This is a genomic window from Myroides odoratus (genome assembly GCF_965118575.1).
GTDB lineage: Bacteria > Bacteroidota > Bacteroidia > Flavobacteriales > Flavobacteriaceae > Flavobacterium > Flavobacterium odoratum_B.
In genome coordinates this window covers 39008-65089 of the sequence record NZ_CBCPHW010000014.1, presented here as the reverse complement: position 1 = coordinate 65089, position 26082 = coordinate 39008, and the positions used below count along the sequence as shown (strand labels likewise).

Genomic DNA, 26082 nt, shown 5'->3' with positions numbered 1-26082 from the left:
AAGTATAGTGAAGGATTCTACGAAGCATCAGGGATTGCGCAATCAATTGGTTGAGGCATTGAAGGAAAAGGGAATTGACAATCAAGCCGTACTTCAGGCGATTAGACGTATTCCCCGACATTTATTTATAGATTCAAGTTTTGAAAATTTTGCCTATCAGAATACGGCCTTTCCTATTGGAGCAGGACAGACGATATCGCATCCGTATACGGTAGCTTTTCAATCGCAATTGTTGCAAATCAAACCCGAGGATAAGGTATTGGAAATAGGAACTGGAAGTGGGTACCAGACCGCCGTTTTAGTGGCTATGGGGGCTCGTGTTTACAGTGTTGAACGCCAGTTGGAATTGTATAAGAAAACCGCGTTGTTGTTGCCGAAACTTGGAATCAGAGCCAAGCTCTTAACTTTTGGAGATGGCTATAAAGGATTGCCTAATTACGCCCCTTTTGACTCGATTATTGTAACCGCAGGCGCTCCTTTTATTCCCCAAGCCTTGATGGGACAACTCAAAATAGGAGGGCGTATGATTATTCCCGTAGGAGAAGAACAGCAGACAATGATTGAACTCATTCGCTTAAATGAAACCCAATTTGAAAAACACGAACACGGAGATTTCAGATTTGTACCCATGTTAGAAAATAAAAACTAAATATACGCAAAAAGCATCCCTAGAAGGATGCTTTTTTTGTTGAAAATAATTATTAAGGTTTGTTGTTTGTTCTAAATTGAAAGGACATTGTCTTTTTTTTATTCAATTAAAATTGATATTTAGCTGTAGTAAATTTAGCTGTTGTGTACTACCTGTACAGCAACAATTGTTACAGTACATCAAAAAAAATAAAGCTAATTTTGAAAGAATTTGAAAGAAAATGAAAACGATTATTGATTATTTTAAAAAATGGACACCAATGCGCTATATCCGTTTAGGGTTAGCTTTGTTATTACTAATTCAGACTTTTGATTCTCGCATTTGGATTTTGGGAATCCCAGCGGCTTATCTATTCATTCAAGCAGTTTTTAATTTTGAGTGTAAGAATGATTCATGTGTGAGAAGTTAGTAATGGAGGTTCATATTTTGGATTTAGATAGCATAAAAATAACCGTTATCTAACCAATTTGATATAATTTTCTTTTGGATCAGATTGAATAGAAGAACGTATATACAGTAATTCTTCTTTGTTTGTTGTTAGATTTAATTTGATTAAACCAATTTCACAATAAAAGAAAACGAAGTTTTTATCCAGTATTTCAATATTCGAAATAGGCGTATTTTGAAGGGAAATTTCCTTTTCTATTTTCCCATCTTTAGAATCGAGAACAAGAAAAGTGCTTTTATTGTTGTAAGCATAAAGTTTACCGTTGAATTCCTCTAGCTGTCGAAGGGAGAAGCGAGATTCTGATTGTTCTTGGCGGGGAACTTCTGTTTGCCAAATAATAGCTCCATTTTCTGGATTAATGGCGTAAAAATTATGGGCGGTTGCAATTAATAATTGGTTGTTGCTGTACACCATTTTATGATCAATGGATCCCTCAGGCAATTCGATTTCCCATAGAATATCCATGTTATCAGGATTTAGAGCAAAGAGACTTCGGCCTAAATCAGCGATGAATACGCGTTTTCCATCACTAACTGGTCGGGAATACATCCCTGTTTTAAACCCACGGGTATATAAAGCTTTGCCTGTTTCAGCGTTAAAACTATAGACATAGGGGGCATTGGGAACAAAAACCTTGTTATTGGTGTATAAAACAGGCATGTGATTATAAGGATATTCTAACTTGTAGTTCCAAATATGGTAACCTGTTTTTTTGTCAAAGGCATATATATTGCTGTTTTCGTATTGGGTAACTAAATACAGAAAGTCATTGTGAATAACGGGAATTTGATTGATTAACATTTTGGTGTATTCACTATTTTTCAATCCTATTTTAACTTCCCAAAATTTTTCTCCTGTTTTGTGGTTTAAGGCATAGAGTTCTCCATTGAGAAAGGGAATATAAACGACCCCATTTTCTATGGTGAATTTATTTCTCGCATATGTTACAACCGTGTCTTCAGCAACAAAAGTCCAATTAATTTTTTGGGTGGCTAAGTTGAAAGATTTAAGTGTGCCATCATAGTCATAGATGAGGATTGCATCTTTGTCTAATGGAATATTTTGAATGGATTGGTATTGACTGTTGAGTACAAAATCGTATTCCGTACCAATTTGATTGTTAGAGTATTGATTTGTTTCACTTTTTGGACCAATAGTAGGTGGAATGGGGTTGGTCTCTTCTGAGGTTTTTTGCCCTAGTACTGTAGTATAAATTAGAAGTCCTAAAATTAAAAGTAAATTTTTTCTCATAGTTAATGGTGTTGTTTTTTTAGTTGTGGTTATAAAAAAAACACCCATTTTTGGGTGTTTCATTTATAGTGCCTTAGCATTAATACGCATTTTTCAAGCGATCCAGTGCTATTTTATTATCTCGATCTTTAATCGTCTCTCGCTTGTCGTAGTTTTTCTTCCCTTTACACAAGGCAATGTCCATTTTAGCCAATCCTCTTTCATTGATAAACAAACGCAAAGGAATAATGGTTAATCCTTTATTTTGAACACTTTTGTGTAAGCTTTTTAGCTCTTTTTTGTTCAGTAATAGTTTGCGTTCTGTTTTTGCTTTGTGATTGAAGTGTCTGCTGTTGGCATATTCTTCAATTTGGGAGTTAATCACAAAGAGCTCTAGATCTTGAAACTCACAGAAACTTTCGGCAATATTGGCTTTACCCAATCGCAAGGATTTGATCTCCGTACCTGTAAGTACAATTCCTGCGGTATATTTATCTAAGATCTCGTATTCGAACTTAGCTCTTTTATTTAGAATATTGATGTTCTTTTGCATAGCACAAAAATAATAAAAATTTAAAGTAAAACTAGTTTTGCATACAAACTGTTCTTACAAGCATTTAAAAGGAATAAGAAATAGAAAAGGCTACCCTTCAAACAAGGATAGCCTTTTATTTATCTTGACGCAGCTATTAAAGGAATTTATACCCTACGGCTACAAACCATGTATTTGGTTTTGATTTGAAATCTTTACTCACATTGTTTAAACCGCCATCGTAAGAAACGTCAACGGTGAATTTTAAAATATCCACACCCGCTCCTACACGGTAACCAATATTAGACTTGTCGAAATCTTTGAAGGCATTGCCTACTTCATTTTTAGAAATGCTGTTATTCAATACAACCGAATAAACACCACCACCAAAAATTCTCACGTTATACAATGGACTTTTCAATAATTTGTATCCATATACAACAGGTAGCTCTAGATTTTTCATCGTTGTTTTATCATTGCTAAGTCCAGCTTGGCTAGATTCAAACTTCGAATTTTTTTCCATATACATCAAATCCGCTTGAATATAAGAGCGATTTAAGTTGATACGAGCCATTACTCCTAAACCAAAACCTGTTGAAGATTTGTTGCTATACTCTTTTAAATCATGAGAAAGCGTTGTGAAGTTAGCGCCTGCTTTAATCCCTATGTTAATAGGAGATTGTGCATAAGCATGAAACGTTAGTGAGGTAAGTAAGATGCTAAATAGTAGGCCTAGTTTTTTCATATTTAGGTTTTTTTTGATTTAGGGCTAAATTAAGTAAAAAAGAATGGGATACAAAAAAAGTCGTTTAAAAAAGTCCAAATGACCCCCAAAACGAAAAAAAGTTAGTATTAGCTATTTTTTTTTGGGTTTTGTTTTCATAATAGTTTGATAAGATAGGGTAAATGCAGCTAAACTTTTGTAGCCTACTTGATAGGCAATCTCACTTAAAGTAAAGGCTTGAGTATCTCTGAGTTCAATGCTTTTTAAAATGCGAATGAGTTGGGTGTATTTTTGTAAAGTAATTCCCGTTTCTTGTTTAAAAAGGCGTTGTAAACTGCGGATAGACAATTGAGCAACCTCTGATAGATTATCTAGTTTGCCAACGGCCGCATAGTGGGTATTGATATAGTTACACACCTCAAGTAAACGTGGGTGGGTGGGAACAGGAATTTGCAAGGATTCATTTTCTAAACAAAAATGCGGTAAGTTGCTCAAAATGGCTTGAGTGAAAACGAGTTGTTCTGGGTTGTGCTGCAACGCTTGATTCCACTTACTTGCATATAAGAGCATTTCTTTTAAAACGGCAGGCGCAGAAAAAACGTGTACTTGTTGAAAAAACGCATCGTCAGGAACTGTTTTAAATAAGGCAACTCGCAAGTGAACCGTTTTTGCCTCCGAACTGATGCGATGGGCTTGGTTAGAAGGAATCCAAATGACGTGGTTTTGAGGTACTAAATAGGTTTTTCCATCCAGATGAAAGTATTGATAGCCTTGTTCTACATACGTCAATTGATACCTTTGATGGGTATGGGTATAGGCATCGTGTTTCCAGTTTGAATCATACCAGACATAGGCATCAATAGAGAGGTTATCTGCATAATTCCCTTCTTTTTCTTCCAATAGCCCACATTTAAGTGTGTCGTTTTGCATATAGTTTTTGGCAAAGTTAATAAAAAAAGCATGCCTATCTTTGAAGATATAAAATCAAATCGTACACAAGATGAAATATACCTTTACTTTTTTAGTAGCTTTCGTATTAATCAACTTAATACAACCCGTTAGGGCACAAGAACAATCTGTTCGTATTCTCGTTCTCATTGATTCAGATCAAGGAGGAACGTATACTTTAGCAAAAGAAATCGCACTGGGAATTGAAAAAATACCTCATGCAAAAGCGACAATAAAAAAGGTGAAAGCCAGCGAAAATACGAGCTTACAGTCTATTCCAATGGCACAAGTAGAAGAATTGCCGACCTATGATGGAATTGCATTCGGTTCGCCTGTTTATTTTGGCAATATCAGTACGGGTATGAGTGCTTTTTTTACTCAAACAATTGACTTGTGGAAACAGCGCTCACTCGAAGAAATGCCTGCTACTGTTTTTATGTCAGGAGGTAGTGGAGCTGGCAATGAATTAGCCTTGCAGTCTTTTTGGAATACATTAGCTGTACATGGGATGCTGCTCATTCCCAATGGCATTCAAGGGTTTGATACTATAGATAGAGAAATTGTTCAAGGCAATACCGTATTGGGAATCACCAGTCCCGTTTCTGTCAATTCAGTAGAACGACCAACAAAAGATGAACGTTTTTTGGCTCAACTACAAGGTGAGAAATTAGCGAGAGTAGCTTTGGCTCTTAAACCAAATAAAAAGCAATATACTAAGTCAAGTACTATAAAACCAGAAGAAAAAGATGTAAATTTAGTTCTCAAACAAAAGCATATCGAATTGCCAGCATTGCCTAAACCTGTGGGGAATTATGAATTGTATGCTCGTTCGGGTAATTTGGTATTTATCAATCAAGTAGCTTTGAAAGATGGGAAAATATTCAATCCCGGAAAATTAGGTGTTGATGTAGATGAAAATCAAGTAAAAGAAGCGACTAAGGTAACCATGCTCAATGTTTTAGCTATTTTAAAAGAGGCTGTGGGGGGTGATTTAAATAAGGTGAAAAAATGTGTGCAACTGATTGGTGCATTTAATACGGTTGATACGTATACGCAACACGCTGCATTAATGAATCCCGCTTCCGATTTGATGGTTGAGGTATTTGGAGAAAAAGGTAAACATACCCGTAATACTGGGGGAGCAAGTTCGCTGCCTGTGGGGTCTAGTGTTTCGATTCAAGCTATTTTTGAAGTGGAGTAGTGGTTGTGATGAAGGGTGATGTGTAAAGGGTTGAACATCTAAATAGGGTTGCCCGTTTTTAAAGATTAACTTCATTATTATAGGTAGTAACAATTGGTTTGTAGAAAGAAGTTTCTACAAACCAATTGTTTTTAAATTTAACTAGACATAGCTTAATACACAGCGTCTTCATTTGATACCTTCTTAAAGGTAAATAAAAGTGAGCGATGCGATCCCTCCTTCGTCGGGATTACATACGAGGATGTCTGCTGTTCCTCGTAATCGGCTTACTGTTTTCTTGGTAGTTACTAACTAGCTATTCAAAAAATTCACCCTTCACCCTTCACCCTTCACCACTCAGTTCTCACTCACCCTTTGTTCGACAAACACCCCCTTTTTCCGAAGCTCATCCGAAGGAGACTTGAACAACACTCGAACAAGCACAACTAAAAGCTTGAAAAATTCCATCAAAAGGTCTTAGAAAGCAAAGGATTAGTACGGTTTTAAACAAGGGGATTTTATAAAAAAAGTATTTCAGTTTCTGTGAAGCTAAAAGACAGAAAGAAGGGGCATGCTATAAATCCACAAGACGTAGAGCGAAAGTGGAATGCCTCATGTGATTCTTCATTTCTTTCAGAATGACCTACAGCATGAAGATACAGCCTGGAGATACGTAGTGAATTGACCGATGCGATTCTTTATTTCAAGCAGAATGACTTATAACATGTAGATACAGAATGAAGAGATTCTTTATTGCAAATAGAATGATTTAATCAGTAGTTGTTTATAATTATTGAGATAGGAAAGGCAAAGGTTATGATAAGGAGAAAAAATAGTTTCTTTTTAGAAGCTTATTTTTTCGTGATATTTAGTACTTTAGTTTCTTTTGGACAAGAGAAAATGTACAAGTGATGGATATAAGAAAGATGGAAATAGGTGATGCAACGGTTGTTGCTGGTCTTTTAGAGCAAATGGGATACCCTAATACCTTAGGTTTTTTACCTAATAGAATTGCTCAAATGAATCAAGATGAGAAAGAGCGACTCTTAGTGATGGAGGAGGAAGGAAAGGTTATCGCGTTTATTTCTCTTCACTTAATAACGCAAATTGCTGTAGAAGGTGATTTTATGCGGATTAGTTATTTTGCCGTGGATCAACAGGTTCGAAGCAAAGGAATAGGCAAGAAGATTGAAGAATATGCGACGGCTTTAGCGAGCGAATTAGGATGTGATCGCATAGAGCTTCACAGTCATAGTAGGAGAACTCAAGCGCATCAATTTTATTTTAGACAAGGTTATGAGGAGGTTCCCAAGTACCTGGTTAAATATTTGAAGCAATAAGGTTTGTTGCAAAGCAATTGCAGTAGGTTATCCATCGACTGAAATACAAAAGAATTATCATACCTTTGTTTAGATAGGTAGAAGCTAATTAATCAAGTAAAATATGGGCATTTTTTCTAAAACTTGTGAGTATGCGTTAAGAGCAGTATTGTATATTGCAAAAAGAAGCGAACAAGGATATAAATCAGGGATAAAGGAAATTGCGGAAGAAGTAAATTCTCCAGAGCATTTTTTGGCTAAGATTTTACAAAAATTAAGTAGAGAAGGACTTATTCAATCCACTAAAGGCCCCAATGGAGGGTTTTATCTTGATCATGTGGATTTCAATCGACCGCTAGCAGAAATCGTAGAAGCCATTGAGGGAAAAGAACTCTTTATAGGGTGCGCTATGGGATTGAGCTATTGCTCTGAAACCAATCCATGTCCTTTACATAATGATTTTAAGAAAATTAGAGATAATCTAGCCCATGTATTGAGAACTACAACCATTGGGCAATTCAATCAAGATCTTATTGACGGACACTTTACCTTAAATAAATAAAAAAATAAAAGTTGAAATTAAGTTGTGTTTTACTTGAATAAAAGATATTTATATCTTTTATTTGTAAGCGAAGAAATAGTAGAAAATCTACTATACGCATGAAATAATAAAAGATAAAAAACTCTTTTACTTAGTATTTAAAAACGAACAACATATGACAACAACTCAAAAGGAACTCGTTAAATCGACTGTTCCAATTTTAAGAGAGCACGGTGTAGTGCTAACGACCCATTTTTATCAAAGAATGTTTGAACACAATCCTGAATTAAAACATATCTTCAATCAGGGCAATCAGCAAAACAGCCGACAACAAACGGCTTTAGCTATGGCGGTATTGGCCTATGCAGAGCATATTGAAGATCCAAGTGTTTTGTTTCCAGTAGTTGATTCCATTGCCCATAAACATACAAGTTTAGCTATTCGAGCCGAGCACTATGTGATTGTTGGGAAGCATTTAATTGCTTCTATCCGAGAAGTTTTAGGAGAATTGGCAACCGATGAGCTACTAGAAGCTTGGGCAGTGGCGTACCAAGAACTAGCAGATTTAATGAGTGGACACGAGCAGAATATCTACAACAAAAAAGTCAGTGAACAGGGAGGATGGACAGGTTGGAGACCTTTTGTGGTAAAGGATAAAGTCGTAGAATCAAGTGAGATTACTTCTTTTTATTTGTATCCCGCAGATGAAGGGCCCATTGCGGATTTTAAACCTGGACAGTTTTTGAGTTTGCGTCTGTTTTTGCCCGAATTAAACCTACTACAACCTAGGCAATACAGTATTTCTTGTGCACCCAATGGTGAGTATTATCGCATTTCTGTCAAAAGAGAAGCGGGGAGTACACACCCAGATGGTTTGATTAGCAATCGCCTGCATCAGGTTATTCAACCTGGAGCTATTGTAGATATTTCTTCTCCTTCGGGTGTTTTTGTTCTTCAAGAAAATCTGCATAAAACCAAAGTATTTATTAGTGGTGGCGTAGGACAGACTCCTTTAATGGCTATGATGGAAACCATACTAAAACAGAATGAAACAGCCAGTATTAAGTGGATTCACGGTTGTAGAGATTCAGAGGTTCACGCGTTTAAACAACGAGTAGGAGAATTGACACAAACACATGCGAATTTAAAACAACATATCTTTTACGATGTTGTGGATAAAGGGGAAGATGCTTATAAAGGTTGGGTTGAATTGGCTCAAATTGAAGAGGACATACTCTCTCAACAAGCCGAATATTATATTTGTGGGCCAAGTGGATTTATTGAAAAGCACTATCAATATTTAATCAATCAAAAGATAGATAAGACGGCTATTTTCTTTGAAGAATTTGGCCCTGCTTCTTTGGCTATATAAAATAAAAATGAACTTTTCTTAATTTAAAAAGGGAACTACTTGAAGAAGTAGTTCCCTTTTTTGCAATGTATTTATTTCGATTGGTAAGTGATTTACAGCGTGGTTTGATCCCTCTTACCTGGTTTTCATCCACTTTGAATAAGTAACCAAGTGTTTAATCCAAGGAGAAGGGTGAGGTTAACCTTTGAATTTGTTCGAGATTTTACACCTAATAATTGGTTCATTCCCTAAGAGCGAAAAATATTAATAAGGAATAAAGTTTTTGCTTACTCTTGTGATTATTTTTTTAGTAGGCTTAGCTAGTAATACGAGTAAAATAATACCTATCAAGCCCCAAATCACCCAACTGTAATAATCCATGGAAGCGCGAGAACTCACTTGCTGCATAAGGTGATTATGATATAGCTTAGTAGCTAAATTAGCTCCTAGTGAAACATCTTTTCCATCGAGGAGTAATTGTTGTTGAAAATGCTGATTTGCTTGTTCATTGAATGGGTTCGTACTCGTGATATATTCCGCTGTTCTATTGTAATGCACACTTTTATTAAATAACTGAAAATAGTTTGTCAAGCCAATTGTTACGGAGAAACTCAAAAATCGAAAGCTAATTCCCAGAAATGATACTGCATTGGAGATAGAAGGAGGAATAGATGCAGCGGTGTAAATGATTAAAGGTACATGCAAGGTAGCAACGGATAAGCCTTGAATAAAAAAAGGAAGGATGAATCGATTTTGTTCTCCCTGATTTGAAAACAAAAAATAAACCTGAATATGATAGAGTAATAACAAACTAAATCCTCCCAAAACAATATATTTAATTGCCGTTCCTTGTAATAGCAAACGAGAAGTGATGAGGAGTCCTAGAAAAGTACCGGAGAGATTACTGATATAAATAGGGGTTAGAGAAATAGACTCAACGCCTAAAGCCGTTTGTAAATACGTATAAGCAAAGCCCGTTGTACCTTTAAAAAAATAGTAAACCATTAACAGAAGAATGCCCAAGCAAAAGTCTCTATATCGAAATACGGCAAGCGTAATAAAGGGGCGTTTAAGTTTTAATTGTCTAAAGATAAAGGCTAGCAGGGAAAGAAAAGTAAGGCAGGTGAGCCATCGAATCATAGGATGTTCTAAATAGTTTAATTTTTGTCCATAAATAAAGATATAACCAATCGAACAGATAATCACGGTAAAATAAATATAGCTCACCCAATCTACTTGATACAAGGGGAGTTTTGGTTTTAAATGAATATTATTAGTGGTAATCAACAGCAATATCGTACCAGGTATTTGAATGAGTATTAAGAGATACCATAGGAATTCAAAAGAGTAAGATTGCAAGATATAACTGCATAGAATAGCACAAAGAGGAACACAAACTAAGAGAGTACCATAAAAAAGGGTATAACCAATGACTCTGGCTCTGGCTGAGTTTAATCTGGGGAATAACAAGTTTAAGCAAATACTGCAAAAGAGGGCACAAACGGCTCCTTGAATAAAGCGACAGACGAAAAAAATGGTGAGGTCTCTTGTGAGTGCACAGATAAGGTAACTTATCGTATTTACGGTTACACCAAGGAGTAGGTATTTCCGTAAACTAAAGTATTTAACAAGTCGATCATCCAAAGGCAAAAAACAAACCAGAGCACCATACATGAGCAATACAGAGTATTGAACATCCCCAGCTTCTATACCATAATGCCCCATTGTTTCTGCCGTATTGCTATAATAAAAAGCAAAAACGGCTAAGGCAGGAAATAGAAGTGCGAATATTGTTACTCGGATTACATAATCAGGTACCCAAGTTTTGAAAGTAGGTAGTGGTGTGGGTCTCATCGTTTATCTAGGTAAACATTAGCATTCATTCCAGCCGATAGGTTGGCAATTTTAGAAAGATCATCCGTTAGTTTTATTCTAACAGGAATCCGTTGGATAATTCGAACAAAATTACCTGTAGCATTGTCAGGAGGTAAAAGCGAATAACGAGAACCTGTAGCTGGAGAGATGGATTCAATCTCACCTTTAAATTCAATATCAGGAAAAGCATCTAGGGTTATTTTAGCTACTTGACCTATGCGAAACTTGCCTATTTGAGTTTCTTTAAAATTGGCAATAATCCATTTTCCACTTTCTTCATTGACAATGTAACAAATCGTTTGCCCTGTTTGAATTAGTTGCCCTGCTTGAATCGTCATCTTGCCAATTTTACCGGTATAAGGCGCCCGAATAACTGTATAGCCTACATTGAGCTGATCTTTGGATAAGGTGGCTTCTCTTTTTTTAATCTCGGAAAGCGCAGCTAATTTCTGTGCTTTGATATCTTCCATTTTGGATAGCGCTACCTGATAGCTGTTTTGAGTGACTTGGTACTCTGAAAACGCAATATCTAGAGCTGTTTTTACGTTGTCGAATTGCTGTTGGGTTGTGGAGGCTTCGGTTAATAGATTTTGAAAGCGTTTAAACTCAAGTTGTTGCCTTGTTAATTTAGCTTGAGCCACCTTAATCTGTTCTTTGGCAACTTGGGCCTGATTGTTTAGCGTATTGATATTGGCCTCGAGAATCGGCAATTGTGCCTGGGCATTTTCAAGCGAAGCTTCTGTTTCAGCTAAAACAGCATTATAATCGCTGCGATCTAGAATTAACAGGGTATCTCCCGCTTGTACTAACTGATTTTCCTCGAAGTAAATGCGCTGAATATACCCCCCAACTTTACTGTTAATGGGATTGACATATTGTTCGACTTGAGCATCATTGGTCGATTCGTATTGGATGTATTCTATACCAGCAATTAGGCCATAGATAGTCAAACAGCCTAAGATAACTAACGCTAAAATTTGCGTGCTTTTTAGAATGAGATGATCGGTTTTGGTCGTAGATTTATTCATGATTGATTCTTATAAATTTCCAATTACTTTTTGAATTTGATAATATTCGATTTTTGCATTTATTTGAGCACTTGTTAGATCGAATTGAGCTTGTAATACTTGTGTTTCTGCATCGAGTAAATCAAGTAACAAGGCTTGTTGATTGAAATAACTATGGCGAATAATTCGCAGGGTTTCGGTGGTTTGAAGAATGTTTTTCTCCGCCAAAGCAATGCGATCTAAACTTTCTTGGTATTGGACATAATACGCTTGGAGCTCCTGTTTGATCTGATCCTTTTTATGTTCCTTTTCTACTTGTTGTTGGATAATATGGATTTGTTGACTTTTCTTTTGATGGTGGGTATGATAGAAAGAAGAAAGGGAAAGGTTTACTTTTAAACCTATCTGACCTACGCTATATAAAGTAGAAGCATAGGGATACGATTTATTCTGAGGAAAATTAAAACCATAGTCAGCAAACAAAGATACTTTGGGAAGTAAGGCTGAAGTAATTTGCTTCAGGGCTAATTCTTCTCTGAGAATCTTTTGATCTGCTAGCTGTAGACCATACGCATCCTCTAAGGCCTGATTTAAGTTTTCTTCATAGTTAGCTACCCCTGGAATCAAATCTAAATCAGAATAGAGGGGGATAAGGGAATCGGTGTCTTTTCTTCCCATGATGATATTTAACTGTTGTGTGATAAGCGTCAGCCTGTTTTCAATTTCTTTTAAAAGCATCTGATGGTTGGAACGCGTAACTTCAGATCGCAAAACGTCACTTTTGAGAATTGTTCCGTTTTGGTATAAACTCATAATATCCTTCAATTGCTTTTCATCTTGTGTGATTTCTTTTTCAACCAATTCCCTATATTGGATATTTAAAATTAAGCCATAGAATAATTGGGTACTCTCCATCTTAGCCTCTGCAATGGATTGTTGCACGAGTGTATTCAAGGAAGTGAGTTCAACTTTTTGAATTTGGATGGCTCTTTTAGTTTGATACCCCTTGTAAAGGAGAAGGTCTGCACTTAAAGCTGTACTGTATTGGGTAGATTGGATGGGAACCTCGGTGGGTTGGTGTAAGATACCTGCTTCATAAAGGGAAAGGTCGGAGCGTTTACCATAGCTACCTTCTACTTGTACATAAGGCAATTTACTATTTTGTGTATTTTTAATATCTTCTTGTTTTTCAAGGGTTTGTAATCGAAGGATCTCAACTTTTTTGTGATTTTTTTCGGTGTATTGCCATACTTTATTTAAGTCAAAAGTAGCTGTTGCTAACTCGGGCTCCTGACCAAATCCGGCTTGATAATACAGGAAGAAAAGACCTATGAAAATAAGGTTTCGGTTGTGTTTCATTTTGTATAAAGATTGTTCTATGCAAAACTAAATTAGAATCATTCTAAGAATTTTATATAACGAGCCAATATTTTACTTATTTTAGCCATTATGGAATTATTACGGCAAGCAGAAAGAGATATTGATGAATCTCCAAAGAGTATTTATATCATGCGAGAGCAATTGGAACATCGTTTTCCGCCCCATAAACACAACAAAAGTCAGATTCTTCTTGTATCGGGAGGAATTGCTTATTTGAAAACAAAAGAGAGGGAGTATTATATTCCTGCGCAACATTACGTTTGGATTCCAAAAGGGATGATCCACAATGTCAAGTCCAATACAACGGAAGTGGTTCTTTTAAATATTTATTTTCACGAGGAGGAATTAGATACCAAATATCACTTTATGAAAGAATTGGGTATCTATCCCGTCAACGATTTAATGTATGAAATGCTCGTTTATGCCAGACAGTGGAAAGGGGTTATACCGCCGAATACCTGGGCGTATGAATTTTTGACAACGATGAAGCACTTTATAAGACAAGACCCAGGTAAACCTTTTTCTATTCAGTTGCCCACTACGGAAGATCGCGCTATGGTAGCGATTGCAGATTTTATGCATAAAAATGTAGGAGAAGAATTAACCTTAACCTTTATTGCTGAGACCTTTGGTTATAGTGTGCGATCGTTAACTCGACTTTTTAAAACCCATTTGGGCATTTCCTTTTTGCAGTATTTAAAGATGCTTCGCATGATTAAAGCCATGGAATTATTAATGGAAAACAATAAAAATGTAAGTGAAGTTGCTTTTGAGGTGGGCTATTCAAGCCTAGCCGCATTTAGCAATACCTTTCAACAACTAGTAAACTTACGACCAAGTGAGTTTCAACTTGCTTTGCGCAATAAAAAATAGGGAATCTTTACGCTAATTCAATCCAAGTGCTTAGGGTTGAAGCAAAGGCTTGTAGTTCTTTTTTATCTCGATTTGGCGTTAGTGTACTTTTACCGAGATAGTGATCTTTCGCTTCAAGTACTAAACCATAAAAAGAGGGAGGTAAATAAGGAATTGCATAATCTACCGCTCGGTCCTTAGACGTAATTTTTCCTGTTTGTATCGAATACAACATTCTACACAAAGTTAATATTACGTTGGTCTGGTCTTCTTCAATCTCTTGAATCAGTTGAGGTAAACTAGCTTTAATCGCCTGACGAAAGGCTTCATCGGAAATAGTAGGTAATACTTCACGAGCTGTTTTTCCGTATAATACAAGGCTATTTTGTTTGACCTTTCGGAGGAGAATTGTCAAATCTTGATCGGGTGTTTTTTCGGGAAAATACCCTTTTAAAAACGCATCTCTTAACCATTCTCCATATTGAAATTCTCTTTGCAAAGGAAAGGTAAGCGCTGTAAATTCTTCTTGATGCATAATGGTTACTTCTAAATAACGTAAACCTACCGTATTACCAATAGCACCTGATAGTTGAAGTAAAGCTTGTATGAGAAGACTTTTTTGTTCTTCACTCAAACTTGTATGAACTACAACAAAGAAATCTAAATCACTTTGAGGTTGTAAACCGCCGTCTATGGATGAACCGTACAAATAGATTCCTTCAATTACATCCGTTAAAAGTGTAGTCAACACTTGGGTTACTTGTTGTATTTGCAAAGGAAAATCCTTGAGATTCATCGTTTATAGCGTTTTTAAAAGACGAAGATAAGATAAAACTAAGTCAATAGAGAAATTACTTAGACTGCTATGGATTCTTAATTTGAGTTAGACTAACACCTCAGTTTCCCTTTAGTTTTTTGTTTATCTAAATAATGGATGGGAAGGGACATCTTGCCTTAGCGAATTTTGTGCGTGAGAAGGTATTACCCTAAATAAAAATATGATTCCCTACGACAAGTAGCCTACGGCCCTTACTTCGGGAATTAGAATCGGTACACCAGCCATTGCGACGAGAGGGGAAGAGGAGGAGGAAATAGAAGTAATTGTAGAATTTATAGATGAGGTATTGCGAAACAAAGAGAATATGCTTAAACAACGTCAAATCAAAGGGGAGGTTCAAAAAATGATGCTAAATTATCCCATGTTTGCATACTAATTTAGCTCAAAGGAAAGGAGAAGGTTTAATTTAATCTGGACTATTGGATAGTTTAAAACTGGTATATTGCTATAACCCAAATTACGGCTACTTTTGTTGCTACAAATAGTAATCGATAAAGAAAACAGAACATGGATAATATTCAAATGGTGGATCTAAAGAGGCAGTACCAGAGCATCCAAACTGAAATAGATAGGGCTATTAAAGAAGTGATAGAAAGTACTGCATTCATCAATGGTCCAGCCGTAAAAGAGTTTGCAACCAATTTAACTTCTTACACGAAAGTGAAGCATGTTATTCCTTGTGCCAATGGAACGGATGCTTTGCAAATTGCCTTAATGGCTTTAGACCTAAAACCAGGGGATGAGGTAATTACGCCCTCATTTACGTTTATTGCAACGGTTGAGGTAGTTGCGTTATTGGGACTTACTCCCGTATTTGTCGATGTGGATCCTGATACATTTACATTGGATATCGAAAGTCTGAAACAAGCGATTACCCCAAAAACAAAGGTAATTATCCCCGTACATTTATATGGACAATGTTCCGATATGGAACCTCTTATGGAAATCGCTAAAGCTTATGATATTGCTGTGATTGAGGATAATGCACAAAGCATTGGAGGCCATTATATGAATCAAGGCAGAAGCAATAAAACGGGAACAATGGGCACAATAAGCTGTGTTTCTTTTTTCCCTTCTAAAAACTTAGGGGCTTATGGGGATGGAGGTGTTATTATGACCCAATCCGATGAATTGGCAGCTAAAATGATGAAAATCTGCAACCACGGTTCTGAAAAGCGGTATTACCATGAAATTATAGGAGTAAATAGTAGATTAGATAGCATACAAGCGGCTATCCTAAATGTAAAACTCAAGTATTTAGATGCCTATTGCGATAAACGTAGAGCAGTAGCGGCTTTTTATAATCGCGCTTTTGACAAGCATATCAACCTGATCATCCCTTTTGAACCGGCTTATAGCCACCATGTGTATCATCAATATACCCTAATTTTGGAGGGGATTGACCGCGATGCAGTACACCAAGAATTGACAAAACGGGGAGTGCCTAGTATGATTTATTATCCTGTACCTTGTCACAAACAAGAAATGTTTAAAAATTTACAAACGAAAGAATACCATTTACCCCACACCGATTACTTGGTTTCTAGAGTTCTATCTCTGCCGATTCATACCGAATTGTCTGAAGAGGAACTTCTATTTATTTCGACTCAGTTTCTCGAAGTAATAGACGTAGTAAAGAACAAAAAAGAGATTCCCGAAATCTAATCGAGGGATATAGCCAATCTAATTAGCCTTTTCATGATGCAAATAAAGAATAAAAAAACAATTGTCATTCACAGCAAAGTAGCGTATGGGTATGTAGGAAGTAATACAACCTCACTCGTATTACAGATAGCGGGACAAGATGTAATTTCGGTTCCTACAGTCATTTTATCCAATCGATATGGTTTGCCAACGGTAGGTGGAGGACTTATGCCCCTTGATTTGTTTCAGGATGTTTTAGATGGAATTTTAAAATTAAATATACGCGATGAGGTTTCCTCAATTGTTACGGGGTATATTGGGTCTGCGGAATTAGTAGCATGTACTGCGCAATTTATTCAAGAGATCAAAAAGAACAATCCCGACATACTATACGTATGTGATCCGGTTATGGGAGATCAACCGCAAGGCTTATATGTAAATGCGGAAGTCCCTCAGGCGATTATGGAATATTTACTGCCTTTGGCGGATGTAGTCACACCCAATCAATTCGAAATAGAGTGGATAATCAATCGCAAAGCTACAGCATATGATGAATTGGTAAGTGGTATACAAGAACATCCCATTCTCAAGTTTAAAGAGGTAATTGTAACAGGGTATCGATTTGGAGATACTTCCCATTCCCATTTGCATGTGATTGTGAAGCAAAATAATAGGTTTGAGCAAGTAACCATTGACTATGTTGCGGTTAATCCACCTGGTACAGGTGAACTTTTCGCCGCGCTAGTTTTAATGTTGAAATTAAATGTTTACCATTCTTATGCAACATGTGCAAAAGAAGCGGGTGAACAAATGACCAAAATACTACAGGGCATATTGGATGAAAAGAGAAGTGAATTTGAATTGAGGGATATTTTAAAGGCTTGTCAAAAGTATCGTTGGATTGAATAAGCAGAGGAGTATCGTTTGATTAAATTCTTATTTATTGATAATCAAGGTATTAATTTGTATCTTTGTTACTGTAACAAGGTTCTGTGGCTGAGTGGTTAGGCCTGATTACGCAATAATCAGTAGATTGGTTCGAGTCCAGTCAGAACCTCTATTTTTATTTTCAGTAGGTTGATTTGTAATTGTTTAGCCTTATTTTTTAAAATTTTGCACAACATTTGCACAGCAAAAACCTTTGTTACTTTGGTGTAAAAATATCTAAAAAAACATGTCATTAATTAATCATTTTGAAAATGTTGGAATTTCAACAGTAGGAGCTGATTTGATGCGAGAAGCAGTTCAACGAATAAGGCAAACGTTGTTGAAGCTTTACAAGGGAGGTGGGAAGTAGAAGACTTGCTCTAGTCTGCTGTACAAGTAAATTCAAAATCAGGTAAATAGACAGCTTCAATTTGATAGTGGTGAGGAAGTTAAACAATGCAAATATGCTATTGCAGGCGAAGATTCTCATATAATGGGAGCCAAAGAACAAAGAGACAATCAAACTATTGCTGCTTTTGGTAGTTCATATTGCGCAAGAGAACAAAAGGTATGGAAGGGTATTCATGTAGGGATGGTTGCTTCTGGTTCATTCGAAGAACCTCAATTTTAGTCATTCCCTATGCGCGCTATTTTTTTTAATTTTTCACTAAAGATTAGCGATAAGTAGAAATAAAAAAACCTTCTAAGCAATTAGAAGGTTTTTTTTTGTGGGGAGAGCAGGATTCGAACCTGCGAAGGTTACCCAACGGATTTACAGTCCGTCCTCGTTGGCCGCTTGAGTATCTCCCCTCCTTATAATCGTTAAACTAAAATAGCACACATTACTGTGTTTTGTGGGGAGAGCAGGATTCGAACCTGCGAAGGTTACCCAACGGATTTACAGTCCGTCCTCGTTGGCCGCTTGAGTATCTCCCCTTCCGGTATTTTTTGTATTTTAGTTTAGCAATTGTGTATAAGAACATAGATGTGGGGAGAGCAGGATTCGAACCTGCGAAGGTTACCCAACGGATTTACAGTCCGTCCTCGTTGGCCGCTTGAGTATCTCCCCTTTTAGCGTTAGCCTCAGTTCTATAATTAGAACGGTGCAAATATAGTGCTGTTTTGTTAATCTGCAAGTGTTTTATCGCTTTTTTTTGGCTCCATTCGTTTCTGAAAACATTAACTCTTTGGTTCTAAAAAACTAAGCGATTATTTTTTTTGATTATTTTTTTTTAAAAGAGACCGAATGTTTCAAAATGCGAACCTAAAATTCCTTTAAATGAAGTTTTTATTTAGTTCAAAGCTCTAAATTGAATCGGTGTTAATTGGGTACAACGCTTAAAATAACGGCAAAATAAAGATGTATCAGCAAAGTGAAGTTCAAGGCTAATTTCATTAATAGACAGCGTGGATGACTTTAATAGGGATTTAGCGTGTAAGATTACAACATGTTCAATCCAATGGGTCAGTGAATGTCCTGTTTCTTTTTTAACTAAGGTGGTTAAATATTGGGGTGATAGATGCAGTTTTTCAGCATAAAAAGTGACCTGTCTTTCTTTTTTATAATGTTGCGATAGATGCAGATAAAAATCATCAATCAATTGGGCTTTGCGTGTTTTGAGGATACCCCGTTGTTCAGCTATACTTTGATAGGATGCTGAAATAGCAGTTATCAAGGCAAAGATCAGATATTGAATAATAGCTTTTTTACTCTTCTCTTTTTTTCCAAAGTAGTTGTTTTCAATTAAATCCAAGAAAGGAGATAGGGCTTGCCCTTGTTGTTCTTTCGTAATAATAGGGTACCAACGTATTTCATTATTCATAATAAATTCGCGCAAAATTGGATACGCACTAATAAAATCTAAAGAGATCAAAATAGAAGTCACTTCGAAATCGGGTGAAACTGCGAGAGGATCTAAAATCAATTGCGGTAAAACAACAACCCAATCTCCCGGTTTGAGGGTATACTCCTGAAAGTTAATATTAATTTGAACACTTCCTTTGGAGCAATACGACAGCAATAAACCGTCAAACTGATGTTTATACTGGGTATAATTAGGATGTAGACGATGAATGTCTTTTAATACAGCGATACCTTCTATTCTAGTATCCTCTTCAATTTTGTGAAAATCATAAACCGTCTGAAGGGTAAGAAAGTGTTGCATTTTTTTGAGTTAAATGTAATAGAAATTACAGAATGAATAAGGGGATACTGTGTAAAGGTTTAAGTTACCTGTGATTTTTTAATCCTTTTCTTTTCAAAATATTACAATTTGAATATAAATGAAACCAAATTGTATCCGGTTATATCGTTGTTTTATCTACTTTTGTTTTTAGAAGAAATACATGTTTTGTGCAAAAGAAGCGTTATGATTTTACCATTTGAACCTTATAATTCCCAATGGAAAGAGATGTTTGGCGAGATCAAATGTCAATTAGAGGAAAGTTTACAAAGTATACAACCGAGGGTTGAACATATTGGCAGTACAGCTGTAGAAGGCTTATCAGCCAAACCTATCATCGATATTATGATTGGCGTTAAAGATGACCTTGAATTAAATCAAGTTCCCCTTTTACTAGCTGGAAAGCAGTATGTATATTACCCCAAATACAATGTAGAAATGCCTTATCGACGCTTTTTTGTACTTTTAAAAGACAGTCCTAAGGAGTTTGGACTGCCTGAAACGATTGATATAGGGGAGGAAATTCCAGAGAAAATGCACAATCACGATTTGCGTATCGCGCATATTCACGTGATTCCAGTTACTTCTGAGAACTGGACCCGTCATATTGCCTTTAGAGATTATTTGAGAACTTTTTCAGCGGTAAAAGACGAATATCAAGCGCTAAAAGAAAAATTAGTACAACAACAGTGGGAGGATGGAAATGATTACAATGCGGGGAAAGATGAGTTTTTAAAGAGAGAAGAAAAACAAGCAATCGCTTGGTATAGTAAACAAAAAGAAAACGAGATTTAGATATGAAATTAATAGATTTATCCCAAGTAGATACCCATGATATCGTTCAAGTATTGAATGAGTCTTTTTCGGATTATATCATACCCTTACAATTAACGATAGAACAATTAGAGTTAAAAATTGCAGCTGAAAATATCCAATTAAACCTTTCTATTGGTGTTTTGGACGAAGGTAAATTGGTGGGTTTTATGTTACATGCCCTCAATCCAGTAGAAGGTAAATTGACTGCTTACAATGCAGCTACAGGCGTAATTCCTTCCCATCGTGGACAAGGGTTGGTTGGGAAGATGTATGGCGTATTACTAGAGCGCTTACGCCCTTTACAAGTAGAACAACTGGTATTAGAAGTAATAGAAGGCAATCATTCGGCGATTCGAGCCTATGAAAAAATGGGGTATCACAAGGCGAGAAAATTAGTTTGTTTTGAAGGAGAGATCACGGAAATAAATCCAATTTCACACGCCGAAATAAGAGAGTTGAATACCTTTAATTGGCTTGATTTTCAGCTGTTTTGGGATATTCAGCCTTCTTGGCAAAATGCAATTCCCGCTTTGGAAAAAAGTAGTCCGCGCTGCCGTATTTTAGAAGCTTATATCGATGAAGTTCTTGTGGGATATCTCGTGTTTAATCCAACTTCAAAACGCATTTTGCAATTGGCAGTAAAGCCTGAAAACAGAAGGCAAGGAATTGGAACAAAGCTGCTTCAAAGCATGATTGCGTATACAGCATCTACGAGTGTATTTGCCTTTAATATTGATGACACATCACTAGAAACAGCTGCTTTTTTCCATTCGTTCAACTTCAAGAGCGATTTGGCTCAATTTGAAATGAAAAGAGCTTTATGATTTAAGGGAAGTGCTGGTTGATTTTACTAGGATTGTTGATATTCTCTACTCAGAATAGAAAAAATTTCAGCATCAATAAATTTTTCCTTTTCATAAAAATATTCGCGCAATATTCCTTCCGATTGCAACCCAACTTTTTCAAGTAATTTTCGGGAGGAATTATTGGTAGGATGAATCATCGCCTCAATTCGATGTAAATTAAATGCTTCAAATCCAAAAGGAATCAATGCCTTAATTGCTTCGGTCATTAAACCTTTCTGCCAAAAATCAGGATGTAATTCATACCCAATTTCGGCTCTGGAATTTTCGATTGAAAAATTGTGAAAACCACAGGTTCCAATCAACCGTTCAGGTTGTTGTTGTAAGGCGATACCCCAGCGAATGGCGTCTTGATTTTGGTAGCGATTTTGCCAATCTAAAAGCAATTCATGGGCTTCCTCTAGGGATTCAAAAGTAGATAAATCATAGAATTCTGTTACTTCATCCTTAGAAAAATAAGCAAAAAGGGCAGGAGCATCTGTAAAATGCAGTGCACGAAGTACTAAACGAGGGGTCTGGAGGGTTGGAAATTCTTTAAAAAACATCGATAAAATATAGCAGGTTAAAAAAGTAAAAGTAACAAATAAAACACAAGAAGAGAGTAGCGTATACTTACTTTTATGCGATAAAAAAGCTATTCCCTCATTTAAGCGAATCAATGAGGGAAAAAACAAAGTAATCCACAAAACCTGTATTTGCGTTTTTTGTTTCTTAAAAGGGGGAAATTGGATTAAATTTCTCTATTTCGTTTTTATCTCGCCAGATCGATATAAGTATAAAGCTTGAGCTAAAATAACTTGAATAGCAGCTAAAGGTAAATCCTGAGAAGCGTCAATATGCACTACTTTCATACGCTTTCTTGTACCTTTTTCTAGTAGGGGATGGTTAATTTGATGACCTTCTACTAGTAATAAATAGGGAGACTGCGTAGCTTTGTTAATTGCTAAAAAACAAAACATGCGATTTTTATAAGAAAAACAAGGCGTTCCCCATTTAAGTGAACTCGTGATTAGAGGATCTTGTTGAAGGATAAAATCACGTAACGCCAGTAAACAACTTTGATTGGGTTCGGGTTGTCTAGCATAAAAAGAGTATACTGTATTTAGCATCACTTTATTGCTAGGTATAAGTCGACTTCTGCATGCGTTGGATCTTGAGCCTTAGGGCCATAAACTTCAAAATCTGAAGTATAAGCTCGATCAAGAGTAGGTGAATTCCAAATTTTAATCCATTCATTTATAATAATTCCCTCCATAAGATTGCCTTTTGCAACTACCTTCGAGTAGGAACCTGCAGAAATGGTATGCGCAACCATTCCTTCTGGAACATCATCTAAAGTAGGGACCTGACAACCTATAATTGTAGTATAGGGAGCTGTATAATCACTTTCATACGCTGTATAAATGACATAAACGGTGTCATTTACTTTATGAGGAATTTGCTCTTTGATTTGTTCCGCGTAAAAAGCATCCCATAATTGAGGGATATCTTTGGCAGATTGATTGTTTTGATTGGTTGTTCGAAGGGCAATACCAATAATATATAGGGCATCTATATGGATGTGTTGCATGCGAGTAGGTTTTTATTTTTAACAAAGGTAAGTAAGCGATATGACAACTGTATGTCAAGATGAAATTAGAAGTAGAGCGCATATCGATTTCGGATAGATGCGAATTTGTGAATTTTGTTGGGATTTTTTTACAGAAAAGGGAGTCTGCTTTTGTTTTTGTCTTTATTTATGAGAATATTGTATATTCAGAAGAACTAAGAGTAATCTTTACTGAAAAAAAATGATTAATTTTGACAGATATTTAAGTGCTTCTAATTCTAACGTATATGAATTTATATAATCCCGTGTTTCTTGTAGTAGATGATCATCCAATGATTTTGACTAGTTATATTCGCTTACTACGGGAAAACTTTTTAGAAAGTACTTTCTATGCTAGTGAAAGTATTCCTAAAGCGATGGAATATATTCATACGTTGCCAAGTATTGATATGCTAATCATTGATTATAACTTGGCAAAGAATTTCGATATTCAATTGCGTATATCCGATGGACAAAAACTAGCTTTATATGCGAAAGAGCGATTCCCAAAAGCTAAAGTAATCATGATTACAGGGCATGAAGAGGCTTTGTTAATTTATAGCATCCATAAAAAATTGCATCCCGATGGTTTATTGATGAAAGCGGATGTTACGGATGAATTACTGATTGATACCATACGCCAATGTATGATTGGACAAATTTTTTACAGTGAAGGGGTTAAAAATGTCTTAAGCCTATTGGCTAAACGTCAATTGATGCAACAAGAACAGTATATAGAAATATTAATGTTATTAGATAAGGGATATAAAGTACAGGAAATTTGTGAGATTGTATTTAAAAGCCAAAGTACCATTCAGCGAATGCTAACAACAATGAAAAAAGAGTTTGAAGTTAATGATCTCTCTGAGCTATTGAAACAGGTGAAGATATAAGGATTCATCTAATTTTAAGAAATTTGGGGGGCCTAGAGCGATAAAATGACTATTGAACTTTCATTTTTGTTAAAAGAAGGGGGTGATATTTTGAATAGTAAGGACTTATAGCTACTTTAGTTCACGATAAGATCATATAAAAGGTTTGCATAGCGCTTTTTTATACTTGTAAGACAAAAGGATTGCAATAATAAGCACGCGAATTGGTTAAAAAATGAAATATCTATTGATTAATTTAGGTAAATAGGGATTGGTTGTGGGGACACCAATCCCTATTTTACTTTTGCGAGAATAACTTCTAAAATGGTCCCTTTCTTTAGAATGGAATTAATGGTTAAAATACCATTCATCTGATTGACGCGAAATTGTATATTTTTCAGTCCAATGCCTTTTTTGATCTCACTAACTTTAAACCCAATTCCATTGTCTTGAATTTTGATATGATAATTGGAAGTAGATTCTACAATCGAAATAATCGCTCTTGTCGCTTGAGCGTGTTTTATAATGTTCTGGATAGATTCCTGAATAATTCGATAGAGATTCATTTTTGTTTCATAATCGAAGCTACCCCAATCAAAATTTCGAGCAATTAGCAAGGTAAAGGTATTTTCTTCTGTAGAGTTCTTGTCAATCAGATTCTCTAAAATAGGAGTAAAACTCCCTACAGCAAGGGTTTGGTCTTGAAGATTATGAGAAATTCTTCTTATTTGTTGTTGGGCTTCTTCAATTTCGGAGGCAATTAATTGACGGTTTCCATCGGTATGTTCGTTGGAAAGCATGAGGCGGATATTAAAAAGCGTATTGATAATGCCATCGTGTAATTCAGTACTAATACGTGTTCTTTCATCCAATAATGTATTTTTAGCAATCTCTTCTTGTTGTAAAATAAGCTTATAGATTAATTCGCGATCATTTTGCTGTGTTTGTTTAAATAGCAAGCGTTTTTGGATCATTTTTTGCTTAAATACAATATAAATTAAGATAGAGAGGAGAACCCCTAGAATTGAAAGTATACTAAAAAGCGTTAAGCGTTGTGCTAATAATTCATTCTTAGCTTCTAATTGAGCAGTTTCATATTCTATTCGAGCAAATTTGGTTCTGTTTTCTATTTGTAATGCTTTTAAACTATCGTTAATTTCATAGTACCGTTGCGCGTATTCTTTTGCATTTTGTTTGTCATATAAACTGAGGTAGCGCAGATTGGTTAAAGCGGTATTTCGCGCTTTTACCTGCTCCGAAGTATGAAACCCTTCCTTCCAATAGGTCACGGCTCTTAGGGTGTCTTTTTTGGACAAATGAAGTTCACCTAAGCGACTGTAACTTGAAATTAGCCCCTGAGGAACTTGTAAGCTATCTCGAATAACTAGGGCTTCATATGCTAAACTCTCTGCTTTTTGCAATTGATTGGTTTTAATATAGGTAAGTGCTAAGTTATTGAGAAGCATGGCGTGACTAAGACTTTTTTGTAAATCATCAGTTAGTAAAGACAGCCCATCTAAAAGTGTTTTCTCCGCTTGGGAGTAGTTTTGTAACCCATTGTATAAATAACCCATGTTGTTGTAAATCGTAGCTTTTGTATAGGCAATATCTTCTTTGGAGTCTAAAGTATTTATTAATTTTAAGGCCTGTTTATAATAAAGAATAGCTTCTTCACTTTGAGAGTTTTGATCTAAGATATTGGCAATGGTAACATAGGCCTCTAATAATAGCTTGTTGTCTTTATAAAGCGTCAATTTCTTTAGGGATGCAAAGGCTTCTATTTCAGCTTGATTAAAAAGCCCTTCTTCAAATAAAATAAGTGCCATTGATTTTTGCGTGATTCCTACCTGCAGCGTATCGTGCTGTGCCTCGTAAAACTTAGCCGCATAAGAATAACAAATATAGGCACTGTCTAGTTTAACTATATCTTCATAATAATCACCAAGGTAATAGTAGGCCTTAGCGATATCTAGCGTATCTTTTGCCTTTTTAGATAGAAGTAATAAATCTTGACTGGATTGAAAATAAATATCAGTTGCATTTATATTGTAAGCAACTCCAGCAACTTTAAAAAGAAGTTTTCGATGAGGTTTTGTATTAACTTGATCCTTTAGGGTTAACAAGAGAGAATCTAATTTGTGAACTTTAACTGCTTGAGCAATAGAATTTGTTTCTAATTCAGTCACATAACGATATAAGTCGCTGTCTTTCTTATTGTTTGTATTTTTAGTACAGCATGTAAAACACAAACCGATAAGAAGGATCAAATAATAGTTTACACGCATAAAACTTTCTTAAGTGAAACAAAGAAAGTT

Annotated in this window: 27 protein-coding genes and 4 tRNA genes; 15 read left to right on the top strand and 16 right to left on the bottom strand. The window is 35.8% G+C overall.

Translation table 11 applies throughout. From position 1 onward, the window contains the following. Positions 1–7: 7 nt before the first annotated feature. Together ACMHJ2_RS12440 and ACMHJ2_RS12435 are read left to right on the top strand one after the other, a co-directional pair. The gene (locus ACMHJ2_RS12440) at positions 8–649 is read left to right on the top strand and encodes a protein-L-isoaspartate(D-aspartate) O-methyltransferase (protein ID WP_413513179.1); all 642 of its coding nucleotides are present in this window, start codon (positions 8–10) and stop codon (positions 647–649) included. Positions 650–869: 220 nt separating this feature from the next. Further along, the gene (locus ACMHJ2_RS12435; RefSeq protein ID WP_413513178.1) at positions 870–1058 is read left to right on the top strand and encodes a hypothetical protein; all 189 of its coding nucleotides are present in this window, start codon (positions 870–872) and stop codon (positions 1056–1058) included. Between the two features lie 45 nt (positions 1059–1103). On the opposite strand, the gene ACMHJ2_RS12430 is transcribed toward ACMHJ2_RS12435, so the two are convergent. The 4 genes from ACMHJ2_RS12430 to ACMHJ2_RS12415 form a co-directional block, all read right to left on the bottom strand. Continuing rightward, positions 1104–2348 (bottom strand): PQQ-binding-like beta-propeller repeat protein, encoded by a 1245-nt coding sequence (locus ACMHJ2_RS12430; protein ID WP_413513177.1) that lies wholly within the window; start codon positions 2346–2348, stop codon positions 1104–1106. Positions 2349–2427: 79 nt separating this feature from the next. Next, positions 2428–2880: an SsrA-binding protein SmpB gene (smpB, locus tag ACMHJ2_RS12425; RefSeq protein WP_413513176.1), complete on the bottom strand. Its 453-nt coding sequence runs from the start codon at positions 2878–2880 to the stop codon at positions 2428–2430. A gap of 136 nt (positions 2881–3016) precedes the next feature. Next, positions 3017–3604: a porin family protein gene (locus ACMHJ2_RS12420; protein ID WP_413513175.1), complete on the bottom strand. Its 588-nt coding sequence runs from the start codon at positions 3602–3604 to the stop codon at positions 3017–3019. Positions 3605–3715: 111 nt separating this feature from the next. Further along, the gene (locus ACMHJ2_RS12415; protein WP_413513174.1) at positions 3716–4513 is read right to left on the bottom strand and encodes a helix-turn-helix domain-containing protein; all 798 of its coding nucleotides are present in this window, start codon (positions 4511–4513) and stop codon (positions 3716–3718) included. A 70-nt stretch (positions 4514–4583) separates the two neighbouring features. Between ACMHJ2_RS12415 and ACMHJ2_RS12410 the strand changes: the two genes are divergently transcribed. The 4 genes from ACMHJ2_RS12410 to hmpA all read left to right on the top strand — a co-directional run bounded on the left by ACMHJ2_RS12410 (position 4584) and on the right by hmpA (position 8943). Next, entirely contained in the window at positions 4584–5732 is a 1149-nt protein-coding gene (locus ACMHJ2_RS12410; RefSeq protein ID WP_413513173.1) for an Atu1372/SO_1960 family protein, read from the top strand. Positions 5733–6622: 890 nt separating this feature from the next. After that, entirely contained in the window at positions 6623–7051 is a 429-nt protein-coding gene (locus ACMHJ2_RS12405) for a GNAT family N-acetyltransferase (protein WP_413513172.1), read from the top strand. A 103-nt stretch (positions 7052–7154) separates the two neighbouring features. Beyond that, on the top strand, positions 7155–7592 hold the full coding sequence (locus ACMHJ2_RS12400) for an RrF2 family transcriptional regulator (RefSeq protein ID WP_413513171.1): 438 nt from the start codon (positions 7155–7157) through the stop codon (positions 7590–7592). 154 nt (positions 7593–7746) lie between these two features. Further along, on the top strand, positions 7747–8943 hold the full coding sequence (hmpA, locus tag ACMHJ2_RS12395; RefSeq protein WP_413513170.1) for an NO-inducible flavohemoprotein: 1197 nt from the start codon (positions 7747–7749) through the stop codon (positions 8941–8943). Between the two features lie 243 nt (positions 8944–9186). Here the strand turns inward: hmpA and ACMHJ2_RS12390 are convergent, their stop codons facing one another. The 3 genes from ACMHJ2_RS12390 to ACMHJ2_RS12380 are packed head-to-tail and all read right to left on the bottom strand — an operon-like array spanning position 9187 to position 13163. After that, positions 9187–10776 carry an MFS transporter gene (locus ACMHJ2_RS12390; protein WP_413513169.1) on the bottom strand — a complete coding sequence of 530 codons (1590 nt, stop codon included), beginning with the start codon at positions 10774–10776 and terminating at the stop codon, positions 9187–9189. Further along, positions 10773–11825: an HlyD family secretion protein gene (locus ACMHJ2_RS12385; RefSeq protein WP_413513168.1), complete on the bottom strand. Its 1053-nt coding sequence runs from the start codon at positions 11823–11825 to the stop codon at positions 10773–10775. Before ACMHJ2_RS12385 ends, ACMHJ2_RS12390 begins: the two co-directional genes overlap by 4 nt. Positions 11826–11834: 9 nt before the next feature. After that, positions 11835–13163 (bottom strand): TolC family protein, encoded by a 1329-nt coding sequence (locus ACMHJ2_RS12380; RefSeq protein WP_413513167.1) that lies wholly within the window; start codon positions 13161–13163, stop codon positions 11835–11837. Positions 13164–13253: 90 nt separating this feature from the next. Between ACMHJ2_RS12380 and ACMHJ2_RS12375 the strand changes: the two genes are divergently transcribed. Then, a complete protein-coding gene (locus ACMHJ2_RS12375; protein ID WP_413513166.1) occupies positions 13254–14057 on the top strand; it encodes an AraC family transcriptional regulator in 804 nt (267 codons plus the stop codon). Between the two features lie 7 nt (positions 14058–14064). Here ACMHJ2_RS12375 and ACMHJ2_RS12370 read toward each other — a convergent pair whose 3' ends face one another. After that, positions 14065–14832: an aminoglycoside adenylyltransferase family protein gene (locus tag ACMHJ2_RS12370; protein WP_413513165.1), complete on the bottom strand. Its 768-nt coding sequence runs from the start codon at positions 14830–14832 to the stop codon at positions 14065–14067. A 549-nt stretch (positions 14833–15381) separates the two neighbouring features. Here ACMHJ2_RS12370 and ACMHJ2_RS12365 point away from each other — a divergent pair. The 5 genes from ACMHJ2_RS12365 to ACMHJ2_RS12345 all read left to right on the top strand — a co-directional run bounded on the left by ACMHJ2_RS12365 (position 15382) and on the right by ACMHJ2_RS12345 (position 18076). Next, on the top strand, positions 15382–16539 hold the full coding sequence (locus ACMHJ2_RS12365) for a DegT/DnrJ/EryC1/StrS family aminotransferase (protein ID WP_413513164.1): 1158 nt from the start codon (positions 15382–15384) through the stop codon (positions 16537–16539). A 33-nt stretch (positions 16540–16572) separates the two neighbouring features. Next, positions 16573–17427, top strand: coding sequence for a pyridoxal kinase (pdxY, locus tag ACMHJ2_RS12360; protein ID WP_413513163.1), 855 nt, complete (start codon positions 16573–16575; stop codon positions 17425–17427). A 77-nt stretch (positions 17428–17504) separates the two neighbouring features. Further along, positions 17505–17575: transfer RNA gene (locus tag ACMHJ2_RS12355), tRNA-OTHER, on the top strand. Positions 17576–17692: 117 nt separating this feature from the next. Beyond that, the gene (locus ACMHJ2_RS12350) at positions 17693–17815 is read left to right on the top strand and encodes a hypothetical protein (protein ID WP_413513162.1); all 123 of its coding nucleotides are present in this window, start codon (positions 17693–17695) and stop codon (positions 17813–17815) included. 123 nt (positions 17816–17938) lie between these two features. After that, positions 17939–18076 carry a hypothetical protein gene (locus ACMHJ2_RS12345; protein ID WP_413513161.1) on the top strand — a complete coding sequence of 46 codons (138 nt, stop codon included), beginning with the start codon at positions 17939–17941 and terminating at the stop codon, positions 18074–18076. A gap of 98 nt (positions 18077–18174) precedes the next feature. On the opposite strand, the gene ACMHJ2_RS12340 is transcribed toward ACMHJ2_RS12345, so the two are convergent. The 4 genes from ACMHJ2_RS12340 to ACMHJ2_RS12325 form a co-directional block, all read right to left on the bottom strand. Beyond that, a tRNA-Tyr gene (locus tag ACMHJ2_RS12340) sits at positions 18175–18255 on the bottom strand. 45 nt (positions 18256–18300) lie between these two features. After that, positions 18301–18381 (bottom strand) — tRNA-Tyr (locus tag ACMHJ2_RS12335). Between the two features lie 52 nt (positions 18382–18433). After that, positions 18434–18514 (bottom strand) — tRNA-Tyr (locus ACMHJ2_RS12330). Between the two features lie 223 nt (positions 18515–18737). Then, positions 18738–19610 (bottom strand): helix-turn-helix transcriptional regulator, encoded by an 873-nt coding sequence (locus tag ACMHJ2_RS12325; protein WP_413513160.1) that lies wholly within the window; start codon positions 19608–19610, stop codon positions 18738–18740. A gap of 204 nt (positions 19611–19814) precedes the next feature. Between ACMHJ2_RS12325 and ACMHJ2_RS12320 the strand changes: the two genes are divergently transcribed. Together ACMHJ2_RS12320 and ACMHJ2_RS12315 are read left to right on the top strand one after the other, a co-directional pair. Beyond that, positions 19815–20423 carry a GrpB family protein gene (locus ACMHJ2_RS12320; protein WP_413513159.1) on the top strand — a complete coding sequence of 203 codons (609 nt, stop codon included), beginning with the start codon at positions 19815–19817 and terminating at the stop codon, positions 20421–20423. Between the two features lie 2 nt (positions 20424–20425). Then, a complete protein-coding gene (locus ACMHJ2_RS12315; RefSeq protein WP_413513158.1) occupies positions 20426–21268 on the top strand; it encodes a GNAT family N-acetyltransferase in 843 nt (280 codons plus the stop codon). Between the two features lie 26 nt (positions 21269–21294). On the opposite strand, the gene ACMHJ2_RS12310 is transcribed toward ACMHJ2_RS12315, so the two are convergent. The 3 genes from ACMHJ2_RS12310 to ACMHJ2_RS12300 all read right to left on the bottom strand — a co-directional run bounded on the left by ACMHJ2_RS12310 (position 21295) and on the right by ACMHJ2_RS12300 (position 22877). Further along, a complete protein-coding gene (locus ACMHJ2_RS12310) occupies positions 21295–21852 on the bottom strand; it encodes a GNAT family N-acetyltransferase (protein WP_413513157.1) in 558 nt (185 codons plus the stop codon). A 195-nt stretch (positions 21853–22047) separates the two neighbouring features. Beyond that, the gene (locus ACMHJ2_RS12305) at positions 22048–22416 is read right to left on the bottom strand and encodes a DUF1801 domain-containing protein (RefSeq protein WP_413513156.1); all 369 of its coding nucleotides are present in this window, start codon (positions 22414–22416) and stop codon (positions 22048–22050) included. Beyond that, positions 22416–22877, bottom strand: a complete 462-nt coding sequence (locus ACMHJ2_RS12300) for a GyrI-like domain-containing protein (protein WP_413513155.1) — start codon at positions 22875–22877, stop codon at positions 22416–22418. The genes ACMHJ2_RS12305 and ACMHJ2_RS12300 overlap by 1 nt, the downstream gene beginning before the upstream one ends. A 266-nt stretch (positions 22878–23143) precedes the next feature. Between ACMHJ2_RS12300 and ACMHJ2_RS12295 the strand changes: the two genes are divergently transcribed. Then, positions 23144–23788, top strand: coding sequence for a DNA-binding response regulator (locus ACMHJ2_RS12295; protein ID WP_413513154.1), 645 nt, complete (start codon positions 23144–23146; stop codon positions 23786–23788). A gap of 272 nt (positions 23789–24060) precedes the next feature. Here the strand turns inward: ACMHJ2_RS12295 and ACMHJ2_RS12290 are convergent, their stop codons facing one another. Then, positions 24061–26052, bottom strand: coding sequence for an ATP-binding protein (locus ACMHJ2_RS12290; RefSeq protein WP_413513153.1), 1992 nt, complete (start codon positions 26050–26052; stop codon positions 24061–24063). Between the last annotated feature and the right edge of the window lie 30 nt (positions 26053–26082).

Coding starts and splice junctions, on each gene's coding strand:
- hmpA (WP_413513170.1), top strand. CDS start 7,747: ATGACAACAACTCAAAAGGAACTCGTTAAATCGACTGTTCCAATTTTA.
- ACMHJ2_RS12350 (WP_413513162.1), top strand. CDS start 17,693: ATGTCATTAATTAATCATTTTGAAAATGTTGGAATTTCAACAGTAGGA.
- ACMHJ2_RS12430 (WP_413513177.1), bottom strand. CDS start 2,348: ATGAGAAAAAATTTACTTTTAATTTTAGGACTTCTAATTTATACTACA.
- ACMHJ2_RS12400 (WP_413513171.1), top strand. CDS start 7,155: ATGGGCATTTTTTCTAAAACTTGTGAGTATGCGTTAAGAGCAGTATTG.
- ACMHJ2_RS12370 (WP_413513165.1), bottom strand. CDS start 14,832: ATGAATCTCAAGGATTTTCCTTTGCAAATACAACAAGTAACCCAAGTG.
- ACMHJ2_RS12295 (WP_413513154.1), top strand. CDS start 23,144: ATGAATTTATATAATCCCGTGTTTCTTGTAGTAGATGATCATCCAATG.
- ACMHJ2_RS12320 (WP_413513159.1), top strand. CDS start 19,815: ATGATTTTACCATTTGAACCTTATAATTCCCAATGGAAAGAGATGTTT.
- ACMHJ2_RS12420 (WP_413513175.1), bottom strand. CDS start 3,604: ATGAAAAAACTAGGCCTACTATTTAGCATCTTACTTACCTCACTAACG.
- smpB (WP_413513176.1), bottom strand. CDS start 2,880: ATGCAAAAGAACATCAATATTCTAAATAAAAGAGCTAAGTTCGAATAC.
- ACMHJ2_RS12345 (WP_413513161.1), top strand. CDS start 17,939: ATGGGAGCCAAAGAACAAAGAGACAATCAAACTATTGCTGCTTTTGGT.
- ACMHJ2_RS12390 (WP_413513169.1), bottom strand. CDS start 10,776: ATGAGACCCACACCACTACCTACTTTCAAAACTTGGGTACCTGATTAT.
- ACMHJ2_RS12365 (WP_413513164.1), top strand. CDS start 15,382: ATGGATAATATTCAAATGGTGGATCTAAAGAGGCAGTACCAGAGCATC.
- ACMHJ2_RS12325 (WP_413513160.1), bottom strand. CDS start 19,610: ATGCAACACTTTCTTACCCTTCAGACGGTTTATGATTTTCACAAAATT.
- ACMHJ2_RS12305 (WP_413513156.1), bottom strand. CDS start 22,416: ATGCTAAATACAGTATACTCTTTTTATGCTAGACAACCCGAACCCAAT.
- ACMHJ2_RS12310 (WP_413513157.1), bottom strand. CDS start 21,852: ATGTTTTTTAAAGAATTTCCAACCCTCCAGACCCCTCGTTTAGTACTT.
- ACMHJ2_RS12415 (WP_413513174.1), bottom strand. CDS start 4,513: ATGCAAAACGACACACTTAAATGTGGGCTATTGGAAGAAAAAGAAGGG.
- ACMHJ2_RS12375 (WP_413513166.1), top strand. CDS start 13,254: ATGGAATTATTACGGCAAGCAGAAAGAGATATTGATGAATCTCCAAAG.
- ACMHJ2_RS12385 (WP_413513168.1), bottom strand. CDS start 11,825: ATGAATAAATCTACGACCAAAACCGATCATCTCATTCTAAAAAGCACG.
- ACMHJ2_RS12300 (WP_413513155.1), bottom strand. CDS start 22,877: ATGCAACACATCCATATAGATGCCCTATATATTATTGGTATTGCCCTT.
- ACMHJ2_RS12435 (WP_413513178.1), top strand. CDS start 870: ATGAAAACGATTATTGATTATTTTAAAAAATGGACACCAATGCGCTAT.
- ACMHJ2_RS12410 (WP_413513173.1), top strand. CDS start 4,584: ATGAAATATACCTTTACTTTTTTAGTAGCTTTCGTATTAATCAACTTA.
- ACMHJ2_RS12380 (WP_413513167.1), bottom strand. CDS start 13,163: ATGAAACACAACCGAAACCTTATTTTCATAGGTCTTTTCTTCCTGTAT.
- ACMHJ2_RS12315 (WP_413513158.1), top strand. CDS start 20,426: ATGAAATTAATAGATTTATCCCAAGTAGATACCCATGATATCGTTCAA.
- pdxY (WP_413513163.1), top strand. CDS start 16,573: ATGATGCAAATAAAGAATAAAAAAACAATTGTCATTCACAGCAAAGTA.
- ACMHJ2_RS12290 (WP_413513153.1), bottom strand. CDS start 26,052: ATGCGTGTAAACTATTATTTGATCCTTCTTATCGGTTTGTGTTTTACA.
- ACMHJ2_RS12405 (WP_413513172.1), top strand. CDS start 6,623: ATGGATATAAGAAAGATGGAAATAGGTGATGCAACGGTTGTTGCTGGT.